Annotated in this window: 12 protein-coding genes; 10 read left to right on the top strand and 2 right to left on the bottom strand. The window is 65.6% G+C overall.

Annotation, left to right across the window (positions count from 1 at the left end):
* Positions 1–7 precede the first annotated feature (7 nt).
* Positions 8–1,957, top strand: coding sequence for a molybdopterin biosynthesis protein (locus AB7531_RS35605; RefSeq protein ID WP_063985270.1), 1,950 nt, complete (start codon positions 8–10; stop codon positions 1,955–1,957).
* 46 nt (positions 1,958–2,003) lie between these two features.
* Complete coding sequence (locus AB7531_RS35600; RefSeq protein WP_063986650.1) at positions 2,004–3,134, top strand: FAD-dependent monooxygenase; 1,131 nt, start codon at positions 2,004–2,006, stop codon at positions 3,132–3,134.
* A gap of 33 nt (positions 3,135–3,167) precedes the next feature.
* Here the strand turns inward: AB7531_RS35600 and mobA are convergent, their stop codons facing one another.
* Entirely contained in the window at positions 3,168–3,803 is a 636-nt protein-coding gene (gene mobA, locus AB7531_RS35595) for a molybdenum cofactor guanylyltransferase MobA (protein ID WP_063986649.1), read from the bottom strand.
* Entirely contained in the window at positions 3,790–4,680 is an 891-nt protein-coding gene (fdhD, locus tag AB7531_RS35590; protein ID WP_063985269.1) for a formate dehydrogenase accessory sulfurtransferase FdhD, read from the bottom strand. The genes mobA and fdhD overlap by 14 nt, the downstream gene beginning before the upstream one ends.
* 107 nt (positions 4,681–4,787) lie before the next feature.
* On the opposite strand from fdhD, the gene mobB reads away from it, so the two are divergent.
* The 8 genes from mobB (at position 4,788) to ybaK (ending at position 14,589) form a co-directional block, all read left to right on the top strand.
* Entirely contained in the window at positions 4,788–5,315 is a 528-nt protein-coding gene (mobB, locus tag AB7531_RS35585) for a molybdopterin-guanine dinucleotide biosynthesis protein B (RefSeq protein WP_063985268.1), read from the top strand.
* Positions 5,316–5,324: 9 nt separating this feature from the next.
* Positions 5,325–6,581, top strand: coding sequence for a molybdopterin molybdotransferase MoeA (locus AB7531_RS35580; protein ID WP_063985267.1), 1,257 nt, complete (start codon positions 5,325–5,327; stop codon positions 6,579–6,581).
* Between the two features lie 43 nt (positions 6,582–6,624).
* On the top strand, positions 6,625–6,888 hold the full coding sequence (locus AB7531_RS35575; protein WP_014497569.1) for a sulfurtransferase TusA family protein: 264 nt from the start codon (positions 6,625–6,627) through the stop codon (positions 6,886–6,888).
* 321 nt (positions 6,889–7,209) lie between these two features.
* Entirely contained in the window at positions 7,210–8,865 is a 1,656-nt protein-coding gene (locus tag AB7531_RS35570) for an OFA family MFS transporter (protein ID WP_063985266.1), read from the top strand.
* A 110-nt stretch (positions 8,866–8,975) separates the two neighbouring features.
* Positions 8,976–9,248, top strand: coding sequence for a hypothetical protein (locus AB7531_RS35565; protein ID WP_063985265.1), 273 nt, complete (start codon positions 8,976–8,978; stop codon positions 9,246–9,248).
* Between the two features lie 152 nt (positions 9,249–9,400).
* The gene (locus AB7531_RS35560; RefSeq protein WP_063985264.1) at positions 9,401–11,104 is read left to right on the top strand and encodes an NADH-ubiquinone oxidoreductase-F iron-sulfur binding region domain-containing protein; all 1,704 of its coding nucleotides are present in this window, start codon (positions 9,401–9,403) and stop codon (positions 11,102–11,104) included.
* On the top strand, positions 11,101–13,869 hold the full coding sequence (gene fdhF, locus AB7531_RS35555; protein WP_063985263.1) for a formate dehydrogenase subunit alpha: 2,769 nt from the start codon (positions 11,101–11,103) through the stop codon (positions 13,867–13,869). Before AB7531_RS35560 ends, fdhF begins: the two co-directional genes overlap by 4 nt.
* Positions 13,870–14,115: 246 nt before the next feature.
* The gene (gene ybaK, locus AB7531_RS35550; RefSeq protein WP_063985262.1) at positions 14,116–14,589 is read left to right on the top strand and encodes a Cys-tRNA(Pro) deacylase; all 474 of its coding nucleotides are present in this window, start codon (positions 14,116–14,118) and stop codon (positions 14,587–14,589) included.
* Positions 14,590–14,592 lie beyond the last annotated feature (3 nt).

Below are 14,592 nucleotides of genomic sequence, written 5' to 3'. Positions count from 1 at the left end.
GTTTGGCATGACGATGATCCCGCAATCCCAAGACCGTAGCACGCTCGAACAGGAGCAGTTCCTCAAGATCCTCTCGCGCGAGGACGCGCTGGCGCGCTTTGAAGCTGCGTTGTTCCCGCGCGCGGTCCCGAGCGAGACGCGCAAGCTTGCCGATGCGCTCGGCGCGGCGCTGGCCGAAGACATCACGGCGCCCCTCGACGTTCCGCCGTTCGACCGTTCCAACGTTGACGGCTTTGCCGTGCGCTCGGCCGATCTCGCCGCGGCCGGCGAAGGCGCGCCCGTTCGCCTTGCGCTGAACGGCGAGACCATTCACTGCGGCACCGCGCCGAAGCTGCAGGTGGCGACGGGAACCGCAACGCCGATCGCAACCGGCGGGCCGCTACCGCGCGGCGCCGACGCCGTCGTCATGGTCGAGCATACCCAGCCCGCCGGATCCGATGCGATCGACGTCCGGCGAGCCGTTTCGCCGGGACAGTTCGTGTCCTACGCAGGCTCCGACATCGCGCGCGGCGAGGCGCTGCTGCGCGCCGGCACGATCATCGGCTCGCGCGAGATCGGCATGCTGGCGGCCTGCGGCATCGCCGAGGTGACCGTCGCGCGCAAGCCGCGTGTTGCCGTGATCTCCACCGGTGACGAATTGGTTCAGCCCGGCGAGGCGCTCGCGCCGGCTGCGATCTACGACACCAACGGCGCCATCGTCGCCGCCGCGATCGACGAGAACGGCGGCGAGGCCGTGTTCCTCGGCGCCATTCCCGACGATGAGGCAAAACTCGAAGCCGCCATGCGCCGCGCGCTGGCGGACGCCGACATGCTGGTGCTCTCGGGCGGCACCTCGAAGGGCGCCGGCGACGTGTCCCATCGCATCATCGGCCGGCTCGGCCAGCCCGGCATCCTCGCGCATGGCGTCGCACTTAAACCCGGCAAGCCGCTGTGCCTTGCGGTGTGCGACGGCAAGCCGGTGGTGATCCTGCCGGGCTTCCCGACCTCGGCGATGTTCACCTTCCACGACATGATCGTGCCGGTGCTGCGCAGGATGGCCGGGCTGCCGCCGCGCTCCGATGCCAAGGTGAACGCGACCGTGCCGGTGCGCATCGTCTCCGAGCTCGGCCGCACCGAGTTCGTCATGGTCTCGCTGGTCGGCGGCAAGGACGGCCTGATCGCCTATCCCTCCGGCAAGGGGTCCGGTGCGATCACGTCGTTCGCGCAGGCCGACGGTTTTCTGCGCATCGACGCGCTCGCCGACCAGATGCCGGCCGGGACCGACGCCGAGGTGACGCTGTTCACGCCGCATGTGCGGGTGCCCGATCTCGTCATCGTCGGCAGCCATTGCACCGGCCTCGATCTCGTCACCGCACGGCTCGCGCATGCGGGGCTGACCGTGCGCTCGATCGCGGTCGGCAGCCTCGGCGGACTTGCGGCGGCGAAGCGCGGCGAATGCGATCTCGCGCCGATCCATCTGTTCGACGACAAGAGCGAGACCTACAACACGCCTTACCTCGTTGAGGGGCTCGAGCTCGTCCCCGGCTGGCGGCGGATGCAGGGCATCGTGTTCCGGAAGGGCGACAAGCGTTTCGAGGGGCTCGGTGCGAAGGAAGCCGTTGCCGCCGCGCTCGCGGACCCCGCCTGCATCATGGTCAACCGCAACCAGGGCGCCGGCACGCGCATCCTGATCGACCGGCTGCTCGGCGGTGCGCGCCCGGAAGGTTACTGGAACCAGCCGCGCTCGCACAATGCCGTGGCTGCGGCTGTCGCGCAGCACCGTGCCGACTGGGGCATGACCATTGCGCCGGTCGCCCATGCGGTCGGCCTCGGTTTCATTCCGTTCGCGGAAGAGCATTATGATTTCGCGCTGGTGACGGCGCGCAAGCAGCGGCCGGCGGTGCAGGCCTTTCTCGACGCACTCGGCTCGGATGAAGCGCGTACTGCGCTGGAGCGGGCGGGCTTCCGGCCTGCGTAGAGGCGACGACGCGGCGTTCAAGCCGCGCGACAGGGTGGGGGACGCGATGGCGAGGCCGCTTTCGGTTGCGATCGTCGGTGCCGGCATGGGCGGGCTTGCGACTGCTGCGGCGCTTCGGCGCGTCGGTATCGATGTGATGGTCTACGAGCAGGCCTCCCAGTTCGCCCGCATCGGCGCCGGCATCCAGATCGGCTGCAACGCGATGAAGGTGTTGCGCGAACTGGGGCTGGAGGCGCGGATGCGCGAGCACTCGTTCTATCCACGCTCCTGGAACAACCGCGACTGGAAGAGCGGCGACATCAAGTTCGACATGATTTTTGGCGAGAGCGCGGAAGAGAAGTTCGGCGCGCCCTATCTGCTGGCCCATCGCGGCGATCTCCATGCGGCGCTGGCGAGCGTGGTGTCGAACGAATTTGTGCGGCTCAATCACAAGCTCGTTGGCCTCGACGAGACCGGCGATGGTGTCCGGCTGAGCTTTGCCGATGGCACGCGTGCCATCGCCGATGCCGTGGTCGGCGCGGACGGCGTCCATTCGACGGTCCGCGATCTCCTGTTCGACACCTCGCCGGCCAAATTCACCGGCCGCATCGCCTATCGCACCACCTATCCTGCCGCGCTGCTCGGCGGCGCAGGGATCGACGACTGCACCAAATGGTGGGGCGAGGACCGCCACATCGTGATCTATTACGTCAAGCCTGATCGCAGCGAGGTCTATCTCGTCACCAGCCAGCCCGAGCCGGACTTTCGCATCGAGTCCTGGTCGGCGAAGGGCGACGTGCGCGACCTGCGCGCATCATTCGAAGGCTTTCATCCGCAGGTCACTCGGGTGCTCGCGGCATGTCCTGACGTGCACAAATGGGCGATCATGGACCGCGACGCGCTGGAGCACTGGGCCGACGGCAAGGTGACGCTGCTCGGCGATGCCTGCCATCCGATGACGCCCTACATGGCGCAGGGTGCGGCCATGGCGATCGAAGACGCCGCCGTGCTGTCGCGCTGCCTCGACGGTGTCGGCCGCGACGGCGTCGCCAATGCGTTCCGCCGCTTCGAGGCAACCCGCAAGGTGCGCACGACGCAGGTGCAGGAGACCTCGCGCGCCAACATCTGGCTCAAGGAGAGGACCGATACGAGCTGGGTCTACGGTTACGACGCCTGGTCGGTGCCGCTGGCGGCTTGAACTGCCTGCTCGCGCTTGCGCCGACGTTTCTTGTCAGGAGGCGGCATCCAGCGCGGCCAGCCGCTCGGCTTCGGCGATGTCCTCGACCGTGTTGGCGTTGAAGAATGGATCGAGCGGCGCGGTCGGCCACGTCACCGTCGCGAGCGGATAGCGCGCGGTCCAGCGGTCGATCTTGCGGAGGTCCTCGACGACCAGCGCGTGACGCAGCTCGTCGCGCAAGGCGACGCGCCACAGACCGATCACCGGATGCGACTGGTCGCCTGATGCGGCGACCGCGAGCTGGGCGTTCTCGCGCTCCCGCGCCTCGTGCAACTGCGCCACGAGATCGCGCGGCAGGAACGGGCAGTCGCCTGCGGCGCTCAGTACCCATTCGATGTCAGGCCGGTTCGCCGCCGTCCAGTCGAGCGCGGCAAGGATGCCGGCGAGGGGCCCGGGGAAGCCGGGTACGTCATCGGCGACAACGGGCAGACCGAACGCCGCGAAGCGTGCGGGATCGCCATTCGCGTTGAGGATCAATCCGCTGCATTGCGGCGTCAATCGCGCGATCACGCGCTCAAGGATGGTGCGGCCGCCGATGGTCCGCATCGGCTTGTCGCCGCCTCCCATGCGCCGCGCGAGGCCGCCTGCGAGCAGCACGCCCTGCGTGGCTGGAATGTCAGTCGTCACCACCTTCACCCTTGCGCTTGTGCTTCGCCGATTCCTCCTCGACGTAAGCAAGGTTCTGGTCGTAGACGATCCGCTCTTCGCCCGCGAGCACGATGAAGCGCTTTCCGCGCGTGCGGCCGACCAGCGTCAGTCCGACCTGGCGAGCGAGATCAACGCCCCAGGCGGTGAAGCCGGACCGCGATACCAGGATCGGAATGCCCATGCGCACGGTCTTGATCACCATTTCCGAGGTCAGGCGTCCCGTGGTGTAGAGGATCTTGTCGGAGGCATCGACGCCGTGGCGGTACATCCAGCCCGCGATCTTGTCGACCGCGTTGTGACGGCCGACGTCCTCGGTGTAGCAGAGCGGTTCGCCCTCTCTGCACAGCACGCAGCCGTGGATCGCGCCGGCCTCCAGATAGAGCGAGGGCATGGTGTTGATGGTCTGCGTCATCTGGTAGAGCCAGGAGGTGCGCAGCTCTGCCTTCGGCAACGCGACGCTCTCGACCGCCTCTAACAGGTCGCCGAACGCGGTGCCCTGCGCGCAGCCCGAGGTCTGGGTTCGCTTCTTCAGCTTGGCTTCGAAATTGGTGTGATGTGAGGTGCGCACCACCACGACCTGGAGGTCGTCGTCGTATTCGACCTCGGTGACCTCGTCATTATATTTCAGCATGTTCTGGTTGAGCAGATAACCCAGCGCCAGATATTCCGGGTAGTCGCCGATCGTCATCATGGTGACGATCTCCTGCGAATTCAGGTAGAGCGTCAGCGGCCGTTCCATCGGCACCTTGATCTCGACCTTGGCGCCGGTCTGGTCGGTGCCGGTCACGCGCTCTGTCAGGCGCGGGTCGTCAGGGTTCGGAACGATCAGGGGCACCGGGGCTTTGTCGATCTTCATCATGGCCGCGACGTTAGCATGACATTCGGGTCAAGCCGATATAAGCATGCTCACGACGATGGAGAAGGCGGTTCCGGCCGCATGACACGGCTGGCGGAGATCGAGTTGCGATGAAAGTCATCGGCCTTGCGGGCTGGAGCGGTGCGGGCAAGACCACGCTGTTGACGCGGCTGATCCCGCATTTCAACGCGCAAGGCCTGCGCGTCTCCGTCATCAAGCATGCCCATCACCAGTTCGACGTCGACGTGCCCGGCAAGGATTCCTGGCGCCACCGCGAGGCCGGCGCGGCCGAGGTGCTGGTTGCGTCATCGAACCGCTGGGCCCTGATGCATGAATTGCGTGGCGCCGAGGAACCGCGGCTGCCGGAGCTCCTGGGCAAGCTGTCAAGCGTCGATCTCGTCGTGGTCGAGGGCTTCAAGCGCGAGCCGCACCGCAAGATCGAGGTGCATCGCGCCGCCAACGGCAAGCCGCTGCTGTTTCCCGATGATCCCGGGATTGTCGGGATCGCGACCGACATCGCCATTGAAACCCGCCTGCCGACCGTCCATCTCGATGATATCGAGGCTGCCGCGGCGTTGCTGCTGCGTGCGGCGATGCCGGTCGAGGAAGCGGTGGCAAAAAGCGCCGCGATACGCTGACGAGGCACCATGGCGCAACTGTCGGACGATTGCTTTGCCTTCGGCGGACCGATGATGTCGGTCGACGAGGCCGTTGGTCTGATCACCACGCGCGTCAATGCGATCGCCGATATCGAGACCGTGGCACTCATTGACGCGGACGGACGCGTGCTCGCGCACGATATCGCGGCGCCCCTGCCGCTGCCGCCCTTCACGAACTCCGCCGTCGACGGTTACGCCGTGCGCAACGCCGACCTTCCGGAAAGCGCGGAACGGGCATTCCCGCTCGACGGCCGCATCCAGGCCGGCGGCCTTGCGCAGGCGCCGATCAAGGCCGGCCACACTGCGCGCATCTTCACGGGCGCGCCGATGCCGCCCGACGCGGAGACCGTCTTCATGCAGGAAGACGTTCGCCTCGATGAGGCCGGCAGAATCGTGCTGCCGCCGGGGCTGAAGCCCGGCGCGAATGTCCGCCCTGCGGGCGAGGACATTCCGCAAGGACACGTCGCGCTGCGGGCCGGCCAGCGGCTGCGGCCGCAGCATGTCGCGCTTGCTGCAGCATTCGGCCTGACCCGGCTCGACGTCGTCAGGCGCATCCGCGTCGCCGTGTTCTCGACCGGCGACGAGCTGGCTTCGCCCGGCGAGCCGCGCGCGGCCTCACAGCTGTTCGATTCCAACCGCTTCATGCTGATGGCGATGCTGCGCCGGCTCGGCTGCGAGGTCTCCGACCTCGGCATCTTGCGCGACGAGCGCAATGCGCTCGCGGATGGATTGAAGCAGGTTGCAGGCAGCCACGATCTGATCCTCACTACCGGCGGCGTCTCGACCGGCGAGGAGGACCACGTCAAGGCGGCTGTCGAGAGCATCGGCTCGCTGGTGCTGTGGCGGATGGCGATCAAGCCCGGCCGTCCCGTTGCGATGGGCATCATCGGCGGCACGCCGCTGATCGGCTTGCCCGGCAATCCCGTCGCCAGTTTTGTCACCTTCGTCCATGTGGTGCGGCCGACGGTGCTGGCGCTTGCGGGCAGTCTGCCGGAGCCGCTGTTGCCGATCCCGGTGCGTGCCGCGTTCACCTACAAGAAGAAGATCGGCCGCCGCGAATATGTTCGCAGCTCGTTGCGACGCGGAGAGGACGGTGCGTTGGAAGCGGTCAAGTTTCCGCGCGAAGGCGCAGGCCTGTTGTCGTCGCTGGTCGAGACCGATGGCCTCATCGAACTCGGCGACGACATCACGCGTGTCGAGCCGGGCCAGAGCGTGGGTTTCTTGTCCTATGCGGATTTGCTCTGAGCCTCGCGTTGACGCCATCGCCTCACCCCGCCATGTTGCGCCCATGACCAGAACCACGCTCGATCTCACCGGGTTGAAATGCCCGCTACCTGCCCTGAAGACGCGCAAGGCGCTCAAACCGTTACAGCCGGGTGATCAGCTCGAAGTGCACTGCACCGACCCCTTGTCGGTGATTGACATTCCGAACCTGATCCGCGAGACGGGCGACACGGTGGAGATCACCGAGCGCAACGAGGCGCGCATCGTGTTCTTGATAGAAAAGATCAATGGATCGATAGAGAAAACCAATGGTGCGCTGCGTTCGTAGTGCACGGTCACTCTGCTGATACCTACCTTTTGTCTATCGACATCAATCGTGGCTTCTGCCCCAATTGACAACCTCCGTGCAGGCGCGGAGGTTGAGTCTTGTCTGCGATACGCGGATGAACGGGCCAAGCTCACGAAGCCTGCACGGTGTATCGGCATAGAGCCCCGCTCGAGGGGTTAACGACTCGGACGCGCGTGACGATCCTGGCGCGCGTCGAATGATTGTGCGGAGCAGCAGGGACCGTTGGCTGCGTCGCGAGGGCTGAGGACCAGGATTGCAGCGGCAGGCTTGCTCAGAAGGGCAACTGCAGGGGAGGACTACATGGCAACAATCGAGAGCGCTGGAACACTTTCGGGTGCCGGCGCAGGTTTTCTGGATCGCGAGCGAACCATCGCGACCGCCGGCTTCAATCGCTGGCTGGTGCCGCCGGCTGCGCTCTGCATCCATCTCTGCATCGGCATGGCCTACGGCTTCTCGGTGTTCTGGCTGCCGCTGTCGCGCGCGATCGGGGTGACCGCGCCGAAGGCGTGCGCAGACATGTCGCTGTTTCAGGAGCTGTTCACGACCAGCTGCGACTGGAAGGTCGCCAGCATGGGGTGGATGTACACGCTGTTCTTCGTGTTGCTCGGTATCGCGGCCGCGGTTTGGGGCGGCTGGCTGGAGCGCGTCGGTCCGCGCAAGGCCGGCTTCGTCTCGGCGCTGTGCTGGTGCGGCGGCCTCTTCCTCGGTGCGATCGGGGTCTACACCCATCAGCTCTGGCTGTTGTGGCTGGGTTCGGGCGTGATCGGCGGCATCGGTCTCGGCCTTGGCTATATCTCGCCGGTGTCGACGCTGGTGAAGTGGTTTCCGGACCGCCGCGGCATGGCGACCGGCATGGCCATCATGGGCTTCGGCGGTGGCGCCATGATCGGCGCGCCGCTGGCGAACCTGTTGATGAACTACTTCAAGACCCCGACCTCGGTCGGCGTCTGGGAGACCTTCGTCGCGATGGGCGTCATCTACTTCGTGTTCATGATGATCGGCGCGTTCCGCTATCGCTTGCCGCCGCCCGGCTGGCAGCCCGAGGGCTGGACCCCGCCGTCCAAGGCCAACGCGATGATCTCGAAGAGCAACGTCCATCTCAACGACGCGCACAAGACGCCGCAGTTCTGGCTGATCTGGTGGGTGCTGTGCCTGAACGTGTCGGCCGGCATCGGCGTGATCGGCATGGCCTCGCCGATGCTCCAGGAAATCTTCGCCGGTAAGCTGATCGGCCTGCCGGACGTCGGCTTCAACGCGCTCGACGCCGGGCAGAAGGCGCAGATCGCCGCGATCGCCGCGGGCTTCGCCGGATTGCTGTCGCTGTTCAACATCGGCGGCCGCTTCTTCTGGGCATCGCTGTCGGATAAGATCGGGCGCAAGAACACCTATTACACGTTCTTCATCCTCGGCATCGTGCTCTACGCGCTGGCGCCGACGTTTGCAGCGATGGGCTCGAAGCTCCTGTTCGTGCTCGGCTTCGGCATCATCCTGTCGATGTATGGCGGCGGGTTCGCCACCGTGCCGGCCTATCTTGCCGACATGTTCGGGACCCAGTTCGTGGGCGCCATCCACGGCCGGCTGCTGACGGCGTGGTCCACCGCGGGCATCATCGGTCCCGTCGTGGTGAACTACATCCGCGAGTTCCAGCTCGCGGCGGGCGTGCCGCGCGATCAGCTCTACAACACGACCATGTACATCCTGTGCGCGATGCTGATCGCGGGCCTGATCTGCAACTACCTGATCAAGCCGGTCGATTCGAAGTGGCACATGAAGGACGCCGACGTCGCCAAGCTGCAAGCGGCGAGCGCCAGCGCCGCTGCCGCGGGGCCGCACGGCTCCTACGGCATCGGATTTGGCGGGCTTGACGTCAAGGCGGCGCTGTTCTGGGCCTTCGTCGGCGTGCCCCTGCTTTGGGGTGTCTGGAAGACACTGGAGAGCGCGGTCAAGATCTTCTGATCGCCGTCGAGACTGCCGCGGGATGCTGATCATCGGCGTCCCGCGGCGTTCGCCTTTTAGACATCATCGAGAGTCGGACTTAATCAAGAGTGGGACTTAGGGGGATTGAAATGCTTCGCACCCGAATTTGCCTTGTGGCCGTGTTGCTTGTCGCCGGCCTTCATGCCGCATCCGCGCAGACGACGCCGCCGGCGGCGCCTGCCGCAACGACCGAAGCCAAGCCGGGCAAGATCAAGCTCACCATGCAGAAGCTGAAGGACATGAAGGCGAAATGGGCGGCCAACAAGCCGAAGCTCAAGGCCTGCCGCGCCGACGTGAAGTCCAAGGGCCTCGCTGGCGACGACCGCTGGTTCTACATCGAAGAGTGCATGAGCAAGACGTGAGGCCGCGCCGCAAATCGGGTCGATGAAGGGGCATGAAGCTGGGCGGCTGCATGCCCCTTAAATGCTTATCGGAACGCATGAATTCTCTTGGCATCTGGTATGCCAGGGGCTAGAGTTGGACTCGTTCTAAAGAAGAGATACGAGACGCATCGATGAGTCACGACGTGCACGAGGTCCGCCCGTTCGAACATCCGGGCGAGGGACGGAAGCGAGCCAAGGCCACGCCCAAGGGGCGGCAGGTCGATCCCACCGCCGCGCACGAAATCGAGCAGCTGCTCGGCGACAAGCCGCGGCGGCGCGATCTCTTGATCGAATATCTGCACCTGATCCAGGACAAATATCACCAGATCTCGGCCGCGCATCTCGCCGCGCTCGCCGACGAGATGAAGCTCGCCTTCGCCGAGGTGTTCGAGACCGCGACCTTCTACGCGCATTTCGACGTGGTGAAGGAAGGCGAGCCTGATATCGCGCCGCTGACGATCCGCGTTTGCGATTCTCTGACCTGCGCGATGCTGGGCGGCGAGAAGCTGCTCGCCGACCTGCAGAGCACATCGGGTCCGGGCATCCGCGTCGTGCGCGCGCCCTGCGTCGGCCGCTGCGATACCGCGCCGGCGGCTGAGGTCGGTCACAACTTCGTCGATCACGCGACCGTGGCCAATGTGATGGCGGCGGCGAAGGGCGGCGACACCCACGCGCATCTGCCTGAGTACGTTGACTACGACGCCTATGTCGCCGGCGGCGGCTACAAGCTGCTCAATCGCGTGCGCTCGGGCGAATTGCCGAAGGACGATCTGCTGAAGGCGCTCGACGACGCCTCGCTGCGCGGCCTCGGCGGCGCCGGCTTCCCCACGGGCCGGAAATGGCGCGCGGTGCTTGGCGAACCCGGCCCGCGGCTGATGGCGATCAATGGCGACGAGGGCGAGCCTGGCACGTTCAAGGACCGCGTCTATCTCGAAAGCGATCCGCATCGCTTCATCGAAGGTATGCTGCTCGGCGCGCATGTCGTGCAGGCCTCCGACGTCTACATTTATCTGCGCGACGAATATCCGGCATCGCGCGAGATCCTCGAGCGCGAGATCGCAAAGCTTCCGCCAGGCGGTCCGACGCTGCACATGCGCCGTGGCGCCGGCGCCTATATCTGCGGCGAGGAATCCTCGCTGCTCGAAAGCATCGAGGGCAAGCGCGGATTGCCCCGGCACAAGCCGCCTTATCCGTTCCAAGTCGGCCTGTTCGGCCTGCCGACGTTGATCAACAACATCGAGACGCTGTGGTGGGTGCGCGACATCGTCGAGAAGGGCGCGGACTGGTGGAAGGGCAACGGTCGCCATGAGCGTCACGGCCTGCGCAGCTTCTCGGTCTCGGGCCGCGTCAAGAACCCCGGCATGAAGCTGGCACCCGCCGGCATCACCGTGCGCGAATTGATCGACGAATATTGCGGCGGCATGGCCGACGGGCACCAGTTCTATGCGTACCTGCCGGGCGGCGCGTCGGGCGGCATCCTGCCGGCGTCCATGGACGACATCCCGCTCGATTTCGGCACGCTGGAGAAATACGGCTGCTTCATCGGTTCGGCCGCGATCGTGATCCTGTCGCAAAAGGACAGCGTGCGCGCGGCGGCGCTGAACCTGATGAAGTTCTTCGAGGACGAGAGCTGCGGCCAGTGCACGCCGTGCCGTGTCGGAACCCAGAAGGCGGCGCAGCTGATGCAGAAGCCGGTCTGGAACCGCGCACTTCTGGAAGAATTGAGCCAGGCGATGCGCGATGCCTCGATCTGCGGGCTCGGACAGGCGGCATCGAATCCGCTGTCTACCGTGATCAAATATTTCCCTGACGAGTTCAAGGAAGCGGCCGAATGACCAAAATTACGTTCGAGCTCGACGGCAAGCAGGTCGAGGCCAAACCCGGCGAGACGATCTGGCAAGTTGCAAAACGCCAAGGCCGCGAGATTCCGCATCTGTGCTATTCGCCGGCGCCCGACTACCGCCCCGACGGCAATTGCCGCGCCTGCATGGTCGAGATCGAGGGCGAGCGCGTGCTCGCCGCGTCCTGCAAGCGCACCCCGTCGGTCGGCATGAAGGTGAAGACCGAGTCCGCGCGTGCGGTGTCGGCGCAAAAGATGGTGATGGAGCTGCTCGTCGCCGACCAGCCGGCGCGCGAGACCTCGCACGATCCGGATTCGAAGTTCTGGCACTGGGCCGAGACCACAGGCGTCACCGAGAGCCGCTTCCCCGCAGCCGAGCGCTGGGCGACCGACGACAGCCATCCGGCGATGCGCGTCAATCTCGATGCCTGCATCCAGTGCGGCCTCTGCGTGCGCGCCTGCCGCGAGGTCCAGGTCAACGACGTCATCGGCATGGCGTATCGCAGCCATGGTTCGAAGATCGTGTTCGACTTCGACGATCCCATGGGCGAGTCCACCTGCGTCGCCTGCGGCGAGTGCGTGCAGGCCTGCCCGACCGGCGCGCTGATGCCGGCCGTCATGCTCGACGAGAAGCAGACCCGTGTCGTCTACGCCGACAAGAAGGTGGATTCGCTCTGCCCGTTCTGCGGCGTCGGCTGCCAGGTGACCTACGAGGTCAAGGACGAGAAGGTGATCTACGCGGAAGGCCGCGACGGCCCCGCCAATCACAATCGTCTCTGCGTCAAGGGCCGCTTCGGCTTCGACTACATCCACCATCCGCATCGTCTGACCAAGCCGCTGGTTCGGCTGCCGAATGCGAAGAAGGATTCCAACGACCAGGTCGACCCCGCCAATCCCTTCACGCATTTCCGCGAAGCGAGCTGGGAAGAAGCGCTCGACATCGCAGCCAAGGGCCTCGTCAGGATCCGCGATGAGAAGGGCGTGAAGGCGCTGGCCGGCTTCGGCTCGGCCAAGGGCTCGAACGAAGAGGCCTATCTGTTCCAGAAGCTGGTGCGCACCGGCTTCGGCTCGAACAATGTCGATCACTGTACGCGGCTCTGCCACGCCTCGTCGGTGGCGGCGCTGTTCGAAGGCCTGAGCTCGGGCGCGGTGTCGGCGCCGTTCTCGGCTGCGATGGATGCCGAAGTCATCATCGTGATCGGCGCCAACCCGACCGTGAACCATCCGGTCGCCGCGACCTTCATCAAGAACGCGGTCAAGCAGAATGACGCAAAGCTGTTCGTGATGGATCCGCGCCGGCAGACGCTGTCGCGCCATGCGACCAAGCATCTGCAATTCAAGCCGGGCTCCGACGTCGCCATGCTGAATGCGATGATCAACACGATCATCACCGAGGGTCTGACCGACGACCAGTATATCGCCGGCTACACCGAAGGATTTGAGGACCTCAAGGAGAAGATCAAGGAATTCACGCCGGAGAAGATGGAGGCGATCTGCGGCATCCCGGCGCAGACGCTGCGCGAGGTCGCGCGGACCTACGCGCGGGCAAAGTCGTCGATCATCTTCTGGGGCATGGGCATCAGCCAGCACGTCCACGGCACCGACAATGCGCGCTGCCTGATCGCGCTCGCGCTGATCACCGGCCAGGTCGGCCGTCCCGGCACAGGTCTGCATCCGCTGCGCGGCCAGAACAACGTGCAGGGCGCCTCCGATGCCGGCCTGATCCCGATGTTCCTGCCGGACTATCAGCCGGTGAGCCGCGACGATCTGCGCGGCGCGTTCGAAAAACTGTGGCACCAGGATCTCGATCCCGTCCGCGGCCTGACCGTGGTCGAGATCATGAACGCGATCCATGCCGGCGAGATCACGGGCATGTATATCGAGGGCGAGAATCCCGCGATGTCCGATCCCGATCTCCAGCATGCGCGCCAGGCGCTCGCCATGCTCGATCATCTCGTCGTGCAGGATCTCTTCGTCACCGAGACCGCGTTCCATGCCGACGTCATCCTGCCGGCCTCGGCCTTTGCCGAAAAGGACGGCTCGTTCACCAACACCGATCGCCGCGTGCAGCTCGCGCGCCAGGTGATCAAGCCGCCGGGCGATGCGCGGCAGGATCTCTGGATCATCCAGGAGATCGGCAAGCGGATGGGCCTGCCCTGGAATTATTCCGGCCCCGGCGACGTCTACACCGAGATGGCGGAGTTGATGCCCTCGCTCAAGAACATCAGCTGGGAGCGGCTGGTGCGCGAAGGTGCCGTGACCTATCCGGCCGACGATCCGAACAAGCCCGGCAACGAGATCATCTTCACCACGGGCTTCCCGACCGCGAGCGGCCGCGGCAAGATCGTGCCGGCCAAGGTCATCCCGCCGGATGAGCTGCCCGACGCCGAATATCCGATGGTGCTCTCGACCGGCCGCGTGCTCGAGCATTGGCACACCGGCTCGATGACGCGCCGCGCGCAGGTGCTTGACCAGATCGAGCCGGAGGCGGTCGCATTCATGTCCCCGAAGGACATGCACCGGAAGAAGCTCGCGCCCGGCGATTTCATCCGGCTGGAGACCCGCCGCGGTGCGGTCGAGGTCAAGGTCCGCTCCGATCGCGATGTGCCCGAGAACATGGTGTTCATGCCGTTCTGCTACGCGGAGGCGGCGGCCAACTTGTTGACCAACCCGGCGCTTGATCCCTTCGGCAAGATCCCGGAGTTCAAGTTCTGCGCGGCCAGGGCCGAGCGTGCGGAGATGCGGGACGCGGCGGAGTAATACTCCGCCGTCGTTGGGCGGCGTAGCACCGTCAACGCCCACTGTCGTCCCGGCGAACGCCGGGACCCATACCGCGTGATCTCGCGATTGCGGACGGTCGCAGCCCCTAACGACTAGGCTTCGCCAAACTCCTTCCTGTGGTTATGGGTCCCGGCGTTCGCCGGGACGACACTGAAGGTGTGGCGCGTATAGACATCCTCCTTGCCATGGCTTCGCTCCTCGCAATGACGGTGGTAAACATCGTGCATGTCCAAAGTCACCCCAGCCACGCGCGCGCTTGCAGCCGCCGGCGTTGCCTTCACTGTCCACACCTACGACTACGATCCTGACGCCGAGAGCATCGGGCTCCAGGCGGCGTCGGCCCTCGGTGAAAATCCGTCGCGCGTGCTGAAGACGCTGATGGCGCTGGTGGACGGCAAGCCGATCTGCGTCGTCGTCCCGTCCGACCAGGAAGTCTCCATGAAAAAGCTCGCCGCTGCCGCGAGCGGCAAGTCGGCGCAGATGATGAAGCCGCCGGAGGCCGAGCGCGTCACCGGCTACAAGGTCGGTGGCATCAGCCCGTTCGGGCAGCGCAAGCCGGTGCGCACCGTGATCGAGCAGAGCGCGCTCGCGCATGATCAGGTCTATCTCAACGGCGGCCAGCGCGGCTTGCAGGTTCGGCTGAAGCCGGGCGACGTGCGGGATGTCCTGAAAGCGGTCGTCGCGGATGTGGTCGCGTGAGCG

It is taken from the genome of Bradyrhizobium sp. 63_E2_N1_3 (genome assembly GCF_052076005.1).
Taxonomy (GTDB): domain Bacteria; phylum Pseudomonadota; class Alphaproteobacteria; order Rhizobiales; family Xanthobacteraceae; genus Bradyrhizobium; species Bradyrhizobium barranii.
Note: the sequence above shows the minus strand (reverse complement) of the source record. Positions and strands in the feature narration are given on the sequence as shown.